This window comes from Paenibacillus spongiae, from assembly GCF_024734895.1.
In the GTDB taxonomy this organism is placed as follows: Bacteria; Bacillota; Bacilli; order Paenibacillales; family Paenibacillaceae; genus Paenibacillus_Z; species Paenibacillus_Z spongiae.
In genome coordinates this window covers 6270584-6283123 of record NZ_CP091430.1, presented here as the reverse complement: position 1 = coordinate 6283123, position 12540 = coordinate 6270584, and the positions used below count along the sequence as shown (strand labels likewise).

The window sequence follows — 12540 nt, the reverse complement described above, 5'->3', positions numbered from 1 at the left end:
ATTAGCTTATTCAATCTGGGTGTTTCGAAAAATAAAAAGAAGGCTTGAGGTACCAGATGAAACTCGAACCACACAGGACGCAAGGGCATTGAACTACCATGAAAATTGATCGTAGTGACATCTAAAAGAGGCAATATCAAAGAAGGGTGCAGCTCCTTAAATTTTTAAAGATGTAGCACCAAGTTAATTAATTCTCGAAAGATAGTAGATCAAGAAACCTCTGAGATCGAAACGGCATATCCTAAGCTTTCAAGTCTTCGAACGGAATTCCTAACAACGGCAGCTTGTTTATGCCTCTCAAAGTAATCTTCGCCTAGGTCCACATACATTTCTTTTCTAGATAGCAAATAATAAGCGATTCTTAACATGGCATGAGCGACTATAATAGCGGCTCGTTTCCTGCCTTTTTTAGCAAGTGCTCGACGATAGGAAGTTTTTGGATGCACCCACTGAATGCGCGGCTTCTGTTAAAGCAGATTTCAAATATTTGTTTCCTTTCTTTCCTTTGGAAGACTTTCGTTTGCCTGCGCTCTCATTATGACCAGGAACTAAAGCCGCCCAAGAACATAAATGAGCCGCACTAGGAAACTGTTTCTCAATGTTTGTTCCAAGCTCAGCTAAGATCTGTTCCGCCATTCGAGGAGCTATACCAGGTATGGAGTCCAGACGTTCTACATCTTCCTGAAATGAGCTAACTCTCTGGGCAACCTCTTGATCTAACATTTGAATTTGTTCCGACAGAAAATCGATGTGAGTTAGAATGGTTTTGATCATTAAGCGCTGATGGGGGTTTACGTAGCCTCGTAGAGCCAGTTCTAGTTCGGATTTCCTCTTTTTCAGTGAGCGTTGAGCCAGGTTTGCTAGTTTCCCAGGATCGTCTTCGCCATCTGCAATTGCTCGAAGCATATCTTTAGATGAGACGCCCATAATATCGGAAACAACGGATCCGAGTTTGATGTTTGCGCCTTCTAAAACCTTTTGAATTCGATTGTGCTGTCTGGCACGTTCTTCAATGATGCTTCGACGGTACCGAACTAATTCCCGGAGTTCTCGTTGGGTTCGGTTTGGAATAAAACTAGCTTTCAGAAGTCCGTGGCGAAGGAGTTGGGCGATCCACTCCGCGTCTTTGACATCGGTTTTACGTCCTGGAAGTGCCTTCATATGCTGGGCGTTCACGACTAAAAACTCAATGTCTTCAGCTTCTAAGAGGTTAACAATTGGCTTCCAAAAAACGCCTGTACTCTCCATCGCGACATGAGAACATCCGTGGTCTTTAATCCAGTCGATCAGTTGCAACAGAAAGACTGTTTTAGTAGGAAACGTACAAATCTCCTTTCCTTCAGGTGTCATCACACATGCAGTAATAGAGTCTTTATGAACATCCATTCCACATGCGCGTTCAATGAGAACATCCATTGAAAGATTCCTTTCTACGGCTCTGTAATTGGAGCTGGTGCAACAAACCAAATAGGATTAATCTACCATGAGTGCTTCCCCAAAGGGGAGCGACATTCTGTGATGCACCGTGGTCGTCGGAGTCAGACTAACGGATGGGCTCTAAACGCACCATAGTTGATCGACCTTCTTCTCCCAGCCGTAGTAGCATTATTGACGGCATTTTTATTTTCATCCTCTGTGGTGCAGCGCTGTTTCTTGCGCTGCATGAGTGGCTAAACCAGCTAATATCTTGTCAAGATTTTTCAATAAAAACTTGAGTAGATGATGCTATACTAATATATGTGCATACCAAATAACCCTCCATTGTTTAAATGGAAGGTTTTACATGAAGTGGTACTCTAGGCCAAGTCGAGGAAGGTTTCCTTGCGTTTAAGCAGCGCAAATATCCAATGAAACATCTTGTTCACACAGGCGATCATTGCAACCTTGTGCGGCTTTCCATCGGCAATCTTCTTATCGTAAAAAGCCTTCATCTTCTTAATGCCGGAGCGTCGTAAGCTACAGAGTACGGCTAAGAATAGGGTGTGACGCAGTCTGCTGGATCCACGTTTTGTGATTCGGTTAATTGTAGCCGTAAACTTCCCGGAGATATGAACACTCGGGTCCACACCGGCGAAGGCGACCAGCTTCATTGGGTGATTAAACCGATCGATTTCACCGATTTCCGAAATAATCGTTGCCGCGATTTTTTCTCCGATACCGGGGATCGATTGGATAATCTGATATTCTTCAATATCATTAGCGAGGGCATTCATTTGCTTTTCTAGGGCGCTGAGATGCTCTCGGTAATGAAGCAGCATGCTGACGTACATCTCAAGGCTAATCAGATGGCTCTGGAATGGCGCCTTACGGAAGGGATTCCGTTCAGCCGCGGCCAGTAAGGCTTCAGCCTTTTCCATTGCCCAGCGTTCGGACCGGCGCATACATAGGGATGCAATCTTCTCCGATATTTTTGCTTTACCAGTTCTCAGCACGGCATCAGAAGTCGGAAACTCCAATAAAGTCTTTAACGCCACCGCAGAATGTAAATCCCCAAAAACACCCCTGTATTCAGGAAACACCTGATCCAAAACGGCTTGGAACTGCAGTTTAATTTGAATGTATAAACCGGTTACCGCATCGTGCTGCCTCGTTAAGTTTCGCAGGTTTAACAACTGAACGCCTCTTGTTTTGTGATGCTCAAAGTCTTCTTTGTAGAAAAGTTCACAGAGGGCGTAGGCATCTACCGCATCAGTCTTCACCTTGCGCAAGCTCGATGACTTCTTAGCCTGATAAGACAGGATCGGATTAACCACAACGAATAGGAAGTTGTGATCCTCTAGGAACCGAGTGACAGGGAGATGGTAATGACCTGTAGACTCCAGGATAATCATCGGTTGCTGCTCGGTTTCTTCCTCAACGAGCTTTAAAAACGAGTAGAAGGCTTCCAATCCTTCGTGGGTATGATGGACGGTAAAGCTCTTACCGTACGGCTGGCCTTTATCTAAGAAAGCTTGGCCCTGACTTTCTCCCTTGGCAATATCCAGGCCGATAACTGGATTCATTTGATGTATCACCTTCGTTTGATGTATTTGCCGGAAGCCCCTAATCCAATCTTGCAGTGTCATAGCTTCGCTTGTTATTCGAGATCGTTGTCTCAACCAGCCTCAAACATGTTTCTACAAGTAGGGGGTGAACAGTTTAGCGCACGGGGTCAAGCCCCACGGGCAGAGACGTTCTACCCCGGCTACCGTAACTAAACCCCTTAAAACAAAAGAGGTCAACCAGTAAAAACTGGCTAACTTCATAATACGAACGGGCAGGATAGTGGTGATTACCTCCTATTGGAAATGATATATTTATTATAACTGTAGTGTGAACTAATGCCGAATGGAGGGTCTTAGTGAAAAGGACAATAATAGGTGGATTACTTTTTAGTAGCGGGGCTTTGATATGTTTAGTTATTTTAATTCTCGCCGCCTTACATGTACCAAGTATCACCGCATGGAGAGGTTCGAAGTTATGGTTTGCTATTTTTGGTACGAATGAACCTATGGGGAACAATGAAGTGAATAGCTTATTTTTAGGTTTCCCGTTCATTGTGGGTATTGTGTTGTTTATTCTTGGCTTTATTGTATTAGTAGTTGAATATTTTAAAAAGGATTAGGTCCAACGCTTGTTAAGCTATCGGAGAACGATAGTTGAACGATCCAGGGAGCAGATCGCCGCGGCAGCTGCTCCTTTTTCATTAAGCAAACGGGCAGGATATTTCCAATATGTGTTATTATGCCAATAGGGAATCTCTAAGGGGGGGCCAGTGGATCAGGACCATGATTCTGTTTTCCTTATTCGCGTTAACAAGAAAGGGTGAAGTGTTTGAGGTTATTAAAAACAGTTGGTTTTGTTCTGATCCTTGTTTTGATTTTAAATGCATGTACTGAAACCATTTCTGACACCGTGACAGAAGAAAAGATTAAACCTATAGAAAACCCTGATTCATCATTATCGAAGATGAAAGTAAACACGGATGGTATGTTATCTAATGGATATAGCCATCCTCATCCTTTTGGTATGGGCAACGAAGTTTTAGTAGACATAATATATTATGATAAACACAGTATTTCTAGAGGGGATATTGTTGTTTTCAAAACCAAGGACCAGAAAGACCAAGAAACTGATATAGCTAGAATCGTGGGTCTTCCTGGCGAAACGGTGAGTATTGATAAGGGGCAAGTTTATATTGATAATAAAAAAGCTGGATACCTTTTATGGAGACGATCCATCCACAGATAATAATGATTCCTGGGAGCCTGTCACATTGAGCCAAAATCAATACTATATTCTGGCAGACGTGCGTTGGAGAGGATTCAATGACAGTCAAACAGCTGGACTATTCAAAATACAGGATATCAATGGAAAAGTAGTGGGTTACGAAAAAAAGTGAAGTAACTTCGTTAAGCTATCGGGAACGTAAGTTTTATGCACCATGGAGCAGTCTGCACCTTGCAGCTGCTCCATTTTTTATTACGCTAACGGGCAGTTTTGATCAATCTAAATGTCATATAATATGGGGAATATGGATATTGAAAGCAGGGTAAGAATGGAGATATTTCCTGAGGAACACGAACTTATTGAACTTCTTTTTGAATGCGAGCCGCAATAGTATAATGTAGATTAAGCGCTTAAATACATTTCCATATTCTGCACCTAGTGAATAATAAAGCCATGAAATTCAACGGAGGTTGAATTTCATGGCTGCTAAGAAATCATTTATCTTCTAGCGTTGAAGCCGATAAAAGCTTTTGTGTTGAAATCGAACACGACTGTCAATGGTCCAAGCAGCTCGTCTTGGTCCGTGTTGTAAGTAACCGTCACAAAGTTACCGTTCGCAGCTTGAACGTCTTCGAGCAATTTCTTCTGCTCGGCTGTGGGAGCTAATACGCCAACCTCATTAGAGGAGACAATGTGAACGGCTGCTTCGTCTTGCTTCGTCGTAATATGGGACGCTTGCGCACTCACTTGCGCCCATGCCAAGTTGCGGTATTCCTGCGCTGTCTCTGGCGACATTTTCAGTCCGGCTGTAACAGGCGCTTGAACCTGAACAACTAGGAGGAAAACAGGGCTTTGTGGAGGAAGGCTTTTCGTCTCGAATGGACCGTAGTAGGCTTTTACTTTCGTACCGGCCTTCAGGTCCTCCCAATTCACGGACTCGCCTTGGGATGTCATGACACGCGTTTCCTTACCTGCGTTCAGTACCAAAGCGTCGCCTAATTGAACTTGCCAGCCGTCATCCGTATGTTTCACGGCTTTGATTGTATCTTCTTTGACCGCGCGATCTGCGTGAACGTTAATACTTACGGCTTGCGCTTGGCCCGGGAAGCTCATCGCCATGGCTGGTCCGAATTCCGCATCGATTTGCGTGCCGGCTTTCAAATCGGTAGGGGTTAGCGTTTTGCCGTCTAGACTTTTAATAGCTGTCGACTTGTCTACAGTCAAAATGACCCATGTGCTGCCGAGCAGCTCAATACGGTATTTCCCGTCTTCTTTAGCCTGCACGCTTACGATCACACCGGAGGCACGCATCAGATCAGCCGCTTCGTCGAGCTCGATTTCTTTGTTCGCTTCATCGTAATTTAAAGTATATCCAAGCTTAGTCGCAGCATCGCGCACCGGGATATACGCTTTTCCATCGATATAGACAGGCGTAAGCATGCTGTCTTGTCCGTTAACAAGAACCTTTACATCTTTTTGTAAGTAACCTGTAACCTTTTCTACTAAGTCTTCAGCTCCGACTGCGGCCGTTGTGCCGAGTATCCCAGCCAAAGTTAATAATATCGTTAGTTTCTTTTTCATACAAAAAGCTCCTTCCGATTCTGAGATTGATGAGCGTCAATGTTGACAATCCATCAGACGGAAATCGGTTCGAATAGGTTGCAGATGTCCAAAATTACGATTTGAAATATTGAAAAGAAGATTGAACTAACGGGGTACGATAGCACAGTAAATGTAACCCTCCAATTTCATCATTATTGGAATGTTATATCAATGTAACTGACGAAGCTTGAACACCCACTTGTCTGTGCTGGACTTAGGGCGGGTAAGATTCAGACCGCAGACTATTTTAGTTAAAATTAACTCTAGTTATAATAACTATAGGTTAATTTCCCAAAAAAGGTGGATGTTCAAAATGCTACAGTCTAAGAGTATCGCTATGAGTCAACTATCGCTCATTATAATCGTGTATTACGTTTTAGCTTCAGTCGTTTCACTAATCTTGGGGATTGTGCAGCCTGCTATCGGAATCCCGGAGGTGATCATTGAGCTTACACAGTTCGGACCGGCGATTGCCGTGTTCGCTGTACTATCAATAATCCCGCGATCGCGGAGCCTTAGTCTGTCATCCTCCGGGGCTGGCGGCGCTTCCTCTAATGCAGATCCTCGTCGATTGGTTGAAGCTATTCTGCTTGCCCTAGCGATATTCGTCATCTCTCTTATTTGGTATCGCATCTCCGCCCATACAATCGACTATTCGGCGCCTTCCAGTTTATCGCATCCGTTCTGGCTTATCATCGTCGCCCAATTCATCGGAGCGGCTGGCGAAGAAATTGGCTGGCGCATGTTCCTGCAGCCCGTTTTGCAAACCCGTATCAGCGTGCTCGCCTCTTCCGTAGTGGTTGGTCTTATGTGGGGAGTTTGGCATGTCGGTGTTTTTGCCGAAGGTTGGCTGTATGCGGGTGCCTTTCTCCTGTCCGCGGTCTCCATCTCGGTTATTCTTGGTGAATTGCTGCGCGGATCGAGGGGGTACAAGTTGGCGACGGCCACCACTCTGCATACTTTGATTAATTTGGGTATGCTCTTGTGGTTTAAGGAGGAGAGCGGTGATGCCTATGCAATGGTGACCTTGGCTTTGGCTTGTACGATCGTGGCCGTAGGCACGTTAATCATTCATGCGGCTCGTACCAGAAATGGAATAAGGCAGTCGCTCAGCAAGAAAATCATATAAGCGTGGCCGGTGGGTACCATGCCAACCATGATGCTGCTCAGTTTGTAAGTGTTGGGCAGATCCTGGATCCAGCGTTCGAATATCTGGAACCCTTCAGAATGGTTTCCGAATTCGAGCGGAGTTCCGAGGGCAATTCCTCGAAAACTAACGGCGCGGGCCATATGGACTTCTTGAGCAATGTCTACGCCGACGACCAGGTAATGAACGGTAATGTTTTCAATGAGTTGATTTTGCATGTCTTGTGCTTTAAACTTCATAGTAGAGCGACCTCCTGATGGGCTTTTTGAGGCAATGACCTCGTGCGTAACCCCATCTTACAGAGGCGCTCGTTTTTGTTCAAATGCCAAATTAAGGAATTCTAACGGGCAGAATAATTCAGCAAGGGGGACACGTGCACATGTCATTTATTGTTCGGGAATATCTTGAGAAGGATTTTGAAGAAGTTTTTAGTATTAGTGACTCTGTGTATGGCAAAAGAATAGGTTCCTTTTCGTTGGTTTCTAATTTACAGGATAGCCGTATGCTTAGAAAGTACGTAGTAACGAATGAAAAAGAACGTGTTATTGGATACGGTTTAATATGGGAACAAAGAACATCACCGCACTTGATTCTCAAAGTTGAAATATTATTTAATCCTGATTATGAGATTGTGGAGATGTTATTTAATAAAATCATCAATGATATTCAAATTATTGGACCTTATGCGATACAGGCAAGAACGTTTCATGATCAAATTCAATTATTGCAGATTTACGAAAAACTCGGATTTGTTGAAAATCATAGAATGATGCATGTTTATTTACCTTTAGCAGATATAGACCTTACACCTTTTGTAGAAATTGAAAGTAAGCTGAACTCACTAGGTATCGTGGTTACAACCTTAGCAGAAGAACTCGTTTCTGATGTAGATTACTTTTCGAAATTACATACGCTTAACAATATGACTTGGGCCGACTATCCAACAGAGCCGCTTGTACCCCAATCATCTCCTAATGATCAAATGTTGACCCACGAAGATAATATTCCAGACGCTTACTTTATTGCAAAGATGGGGCAATTATATATCGGACATAGTCATTTGATGAAATTGCCCTCCGACCCCCAAAATTTAATACAGGGTCTAACTGCAACATTGAGAGAATTTCGTGGGGAAGGGGTAGCAACAGCCTTAAAAGTCAAAGGGATTGAATTTGCGAAAAGGATGGGATACAAAGGCATTCTTACTTCCACTCGTGATACCAATGGGCCAATGGAGGCAGTAAACAGAAAATTGGGCTGGCGACCAAATTACAGCGAAGTGAGATTAGAAAAAATACTGAAATCCGAACAATGCCATATGGGAGAGTGAGTATCGTGGAGGTGTTCTCTGTAACACATTCGATCTTACCATTTTACTTCGGAAAAATTTCCGTAGACTGCCGATTGCTAGTGCGAGTATTGGGTTAGATATGAGAAAAAAAGATGGCAAGCTCCGAGGTTATTATCAATCGAGCATTGAACTTACGAGGAACACGTTAGTTGAACGAAATAAGGAGCAGTTTGCCGCGACAGCTGCTCATTTTTTTTATTAAGCTAAAGGGCAGGAGAGTTAACTCCATCACGAATAATTCAGAATCGGTAATTTGGGGGAGTGGTTTGAGTTATGCACCGACATCCTAATTTTGAATTATGGCTGCATGAAGACAACGAACTTGCAGCTGTACTAGGTAGTCCGATATCGGAGCGAGCCACTATTCACGAGTGGCCTCTATCCTGTGTCCAACGCATTCGAACCGCGGCTGGCAGCAGTTACATTTACAAGGTGCAGGCTCCGCCAACGCTCGAGGTTAACTTTTACACTCATGCTCGTTCGGAGTTATTAGTACCTGTACGCTTACTCGAGGAACAATGCGGGACGACTGCGATGATCATGGAGGATGTCAATGCGCCCAGGTTGAATGACATCCACCTAGAAGAAACAGAAATCCTTGAAATAGCCGCTGATCTCTTGAAACAGATCGCGGAGATCGGCGGAGAGTTACCGGCAATGGCGGACATTCGTACAGAAGACCGCTGGCTTGCTTATATTAAAATCGCTCTCGATGATATGCGGGCATTGATTAGCGAGGGCAGTTTTCATCAAGTGGATCACGAACTCATAAATTGTCTCGAGCGATGGAGTGAAGCCCCACCGATAATGAAAGCGCTCAACTCGCAAACAGGATACGTCCATGCTGACCTGAAGGCTGAAAATGTCTTGGTAACACCGAACGGTTACCGAGTCCTTGACTGGCAGCGACCAATACGGGGTCCAGTATTGCTGGATACTGCTACTCTGCTAATTTCACTCAGAATTGATCCATCGCGGCACGTCCCGATAGGGATCATACAACTATACCACTTTCTTCATATCGCTTGGTTCGGACAGGCAGCCCGGAAATGGGTCCCTCAAGGCAAATCGTGGTTCGACGGCATCATTAAAGGTATCAGCGTCGAGCTCAAACGTTTGCAACTCAGCGATGACCAGTAAGTCGATTACGAGATCTCTGATAACTACAATATGGGGGATCTTTTTCGCAGGAAATCTTTCGAACTAAAAGAAACCGAGCTGCACAGCAGAAGGATCCGCCGCGGCGGATCCTTCTTACATCTACACAAAATATTGTATTAGTCTCCTTGCCGATTGAGCTAACGGGAAAATTGGCTGAAATTGGAACCTTTCAAGATACTACTCGTCTAAATATACCAGAACCTAAAGGGGGAATAAGGTAAGTAATTTTTTAAAATTATTTTAACAAATAGGGGGATGTTTATGAAAATGAAATGGGTTCTTGGTATCTTCGCTGTGATAGTAACTACCTGTCTCGTGATAGGGATCGGTATTATTTTTTCCAGCATATCAGAGAAGTCATCTCATAAGTTTTTATTACCAAAGGATTATACAGGGTGGATAGAAGTTGTATTTGATCAACCTGAATATTCTGCGTTGAAACATGAAGGGAATTACATTGTTTATGAAGTCCCTCCCTCTGGAAAAATTAAAACCTCAAGCAGAAACATTTCAGGCCCCATGATTTATTATTATGTTGATAACAATGGAACAAAAACAGAGCTTACTGATATTGTGGAAATGATACATGGTTTAGGAACTTCATCTGGAGGAATTGGGTATGCGAATGGAACAACAGAGGAGATACCTGAGAAACTGCGTTTTTTTGTCGGGACAAAAGAGCAATGGGAAGATATCAAACCTAGATGAAAGACCTTAGATTAAGTCAAATACACCGAGAGTGCAACACTGTTGAAATCCGCCAATGAGGTGGCTTTATTATACTAAAGGGACACGATAGTGGAATGGAGCAGATTGCAGCGGCAAAGAATTGAGTGGGAGGATAATATGAAGTGCGCAGAATGTATTCGAACGAAAGAGTCACAGGAGGTGTGTTCCGATAGATATGTACTCGCAAACACAACAATCGAAAACAAAATTGCTGGTTTGGTCTGGTTACGCAGTGTTTATTTGGTCCATTGCCTATATGCTTCCACACCTATATTGGGCATTAGGTGGCAAAATGGGTGGGGGTATTCTAAAACCTAATATAGTACATTCGCTCCATTTTGAATTTATTAATTGGATTGCAACCGTATTTCTAACCGTTGCCGGACTCATTGGCCTTGCATTTATTTATTGGAATAAGGGCAGAGTTTCTAGTTATATGTTGTTATTTATATCTTGGGCAGGGTGTTCGTTATCCGCTTCGCACGGCATTTTTGGAATTGTTTATCGAATACTTCAAATCAGTGGGGTAGTTGGTTTGGAGTCGGGATCATTTCACATCCACGAAGATGCCTATGTGTTGTGGGATCTAATGCTCTTTGAACCGTGGTTTTTGATCGAGGGGATTTTATTAGGCATTGTAGGTTGGTGTTTCTTGAAAGAAGTGCATAGCAGAAAGATCTGGCTGGCGGCTTGCATATTCGGCGTTATTGTCGGCTTGATCACTGGGATTATGGGTGTGCGATTTGCATAAGCAATCAAGAACGAATAAATATACTCTAACTAACTAAACTGAATTACATATGATTCGATTTTAGAAAAGGATCAGAGATGAAAACCAATGACTGAACTATCGAAGAACGCTAGTTCAAAACAGCAGGCAGATCAGGTGGGCTTTGAAACGGCTTGCAGATCGAGGAGAAATCGAAGCAAATGTATATCCCCATCGCTTTAGACATACCTATGCGTGCCAACTATTAAAATGGTAGACTCATGCGAGGAAAAAGGCAAGTGTGGTTGAAATATATCGAAGTAGGTATAGGGAATACCTGGATGATCCGAACGGAAACAGAATTAAAAAGGGGCTGTTGCATTGAAAATATTGAAATGGGTACTAATCTTATTAGTAATAGTAATTTTCATCACGCCCTTCTTTTACGTCCAAGCAAACAAATTAATTTATGCGAATAAAGTAACTAGCTATCTTTTGAATGTACAACATTATAAGAAGAATGAAATTAAATCAGTTAAAGGAATCTGGGGTATTAAATTACCGTCATTTTACACGGTTGTTGTCTTCGAAAATGAACCGTATGTTGAGTACATATATTTTGCTCATAATGACGTAATGCAGTTTAGCCATAACATTACAGAAGAAGGTAAGCAATTAGGAATCACCGACTCAGATCTTAAAAATATTGTTGCGAATTAAGCAAAATACGTTGTTCATTAAAAAATAATACGTTGGAGAACGTTAGAAGCCTCTTACTCAGGAAACGATAGCACAACAACTAGCAACAGGCTGCCGCAACGGTCTGTTGCTACATTTAGGCTCAGATGCTTATGGAAATGGCAGAAAATGCATTGTCTTTCTACAAAACCTAAGAAACTCAATGATAGAGATTGAACAGAAGTATTTCGACAGAGGATTTAATATAATGTATTTCTTTTAAAAAAGGGGGGATAAATCAAGCTCAATAAGGAGCAATTTGCCGCTGCAGCTACTCCACTCTTTGTTGAACTAACGGGTAGTATAGTTCCAATCATGGTAATATAAGGGTAATTCTGAAGGGGTGAAATTATGATGAAATCTAAGTTAGGAATTATCATCTTGATATGTATGATCGCATTATTTGGTTGCTCTAAAGATAAAAATGTCAAGGAAAATGTCAAGGAAAATGAATATAGTGTTCAAGATGCTATTAACGCTTTTGAATCACAGAATTTAAAACTAGTACCATTCGGGATGACTGGTACAATACCAACATTGAATAATGTTATTCCAGAAATGAATTCGGTTGAAGATGTAGCAACTGTAGATCATTCTGATCCTGAATTTGTTTATTTTTATATTTTCAATACAGAAGCTTCTCGTAAATCCGGTGTCAAAGAATTTAATAAGGAAATGAAAAATGCCAAATTCACAACGTATCCTTTTTTATATGAGAAAGGAAATATACTCACTATTTATTGGGCTAAATCAAAAGAAAAGCCACTTCTTAATGAACAAATCAAATCAGCGATTGAAAAACTGTAAAGGTAAAACTGACTGACAGGTGATATTGTGATTAGCCATTGAGTAACGGGAAACGATAGCGTAATGAACAATGTAAACGGCAGCCAG

General features: G+C 42.5%; 13 protein-coding genes and 1 pseudogene. 10 read left to right on the top strand and 4 right to left on the bottom strand.

Annotated elements, in window-relative coordinates; translation table 11 throughout:
- Positions 1-209 precede the first annotated feature (209 nt).
- Both L1F29_RS28295 and L1F29_RS28290 read right to left on the bottom strand, forming a co-directional pair.
- A pseudogene (locus tag L1F29_RS28295) lies at positions 210-1416 on the bottom strand (IS110 family RNA-guided transposase).
- A gap of 380 nt (positions 1417-1796) precedes the next feature.
- Positions 1797-3002 (bottom strand): IS110 family RNA-guided transposase, encoded by a 1206-nt coding sequence (locus L1F29_RS28290; RefSeq protein WP_258385359.1) that lies wholly within the window; start codon positions 3000-3002, stop codon positions 1797-1799.
- Positions 3003-3340: 338 nt separating this feature from the next.
- Here L1F29_RS28290 and L1F29_RS28285 point away from each other — a divergent pair, with 338 nt between their 5' ends.
- Positions 3341-3604 (top strand): hypothetical protein, encoded by a 264-nt coding sequence (locus L1F29_RS28285; RefSeq protein ID WP_258385358.1) that lies wholly within the window; start codon positions 3341-3343, stop codon positions 3602-3604.
- 209 nt (positions 3605-3813) lie between these two features.
- Positions 3814-4230 (top strand): signal peptidase I, encoded by a 417-nt coding sequence (gene lepB / locus L1F29_RS28280; RefSeq protein ID WP_258385357.1) that lies wholly within the window; start codon positions 3814-3816, stop codon positions 4228-4230.
- 477 nt (positions 4231-4707) lie between these two features.
- On the opposite strand, the gene L1F29_RS28275 is transcribed toward lepB, so the two are convergent.
- Positions 4708-5790, bottom strand: coding sequence for a stalk domain-containing protein (locus tag L1F29_RS28275; RefSeq protein WP_258385356.1), 1083 nt, complete (start codon positions 5788-5790; stop codon positions 4708-4710).
- A gap of 358 nt (positions 5791-6148) precedes the next feature.
- Between L1F29_RS28275 and L1F29_RS28270 the strand changes: the two genes are divergently transcribed.
- Positions 6149-6940 carry a CPBP family intramembrane glutamic endopeptidase gene (locus L1F29_RS28270; RefSeq protein ID WP_258385355.1) on the top strand — a complete coding sequence of 264 codons (792 nt, stop codon included), beginning with the start codon at positions 6149-6151 and terminating at the stop codon, positions 6938-6940.
- Here L1F29_RS28270 and L1F29_RS28265 read toward each other — a convergent pair.
- The gene (locus L1F29_RS28265; protein ID WP_258385354.1) at positions 6883-7197 is read right to left on the bottom strand and encodes a hypothetical protein; all 315 of its coding nucleotides are present in this window, start codon (positions 7195-7197) and stop codon (positions 6883-6885) included. The two genes, L1F29_RS28270 and L1F29_RS28265, sit on opposite strands and share 58 nt — an antisense overlap.
- Positions 7198-7337: 140 nt before the next feature.
- Here L1F29_RS28265 and L1F29_RS28260 point away from each other — a divergent pair, with 140 nt between their 5' ends.
- The 7 genes from L1F29_RS28260 to L1F29_RS28235 all read left to right on the top strand — a co-directional run bounded on the left by L1F29_RS28260 (position 7338) and on the right by L1F29_RS28235 (position 12453).
- Positions 7338-8288 carry a GNAT family protein gene (locus L1F29_RS28260; protein ID WP_258385353.1) on the top strand — a complete coding sequence of 317 codons (951 nt, stop codon included), beginning with the start codon at positions 7338-7340 and terminating at the stop codon, positions 8286-8288.
- Between the two features lie 294 nt (positions 8289-8582).
- The gene (locus tag L1F29_RS28255; RefSeq protein WP_258385352.1) at positions 8583-9449 is read left to right on the top strand and encodes an aminoglycoside phosphotransferase family protein; all 867 of its coding nucleotides are present in this window, start codon (positions 8583-8585) and stop codon (positions 9447-9449) included.
- Between the two features lie 282 nt (positions 9450-9731).
- Positions 9732-10178, top strand: coding sequence for a DUF6843 domain-containing protein (locus L1F29_RS28250; protein WP_258385351.1), 447 nt, complete (start codon positions 9732-9734; stop codon positions 10176-10178).
- A 196-nt stretch (positions 10179-10374) separates the two neighbouring features.
- A complete protein-coding gene (locus L1F29_RS28245; RefSeq protein WP_258385350.1) occupies positions 10375-10950 on the top strand; it encodes a DUF3995 domain-containing protein in 576 nt (191 codons plus the stop codon).
- Between the two features lie 239 nt (positions 10951-11189).
- On the top strand, positions 11190-11387 hold the full coding sequence (locus tag L1F29_RS34545) for a DUF3977 family protein (RefSeq protein ID WP_373876441.1): 198 nt from the start codon (positions 11190-11192) through the stop codon (positions 11385-11387).
- The gene (locus tag L1F29_RS28240; protein WP_373876570.1) at positions 11296-11628 is read left to right on the top strand and encodes a DUF3139 domain-containing protein; all 333 of its coding nucleotides are present in this window, start codon (positions 11296-11298) and stop codon (positions 11626-11628) included. The genes L1F29_RS34545 and L1F29_RS28240 overlap by 92 nt, the downstream gene beginning before the upstream one ends.
- A gap of 369 nt (positions 11629-11997) precedes the next feature.
- Positions 11998-12453: a hypothetical protein gene (locus tag L1F29_RS28235; RefSeq protein ID WP_258385348.1), complete on the top strand. Its 456-nt coding sequence runs from the start codon at positions 11998-12000 to the stop codon at positions 12451-12453.
- Positions 12454-12540: the final 87 nt, after the last annotated feature.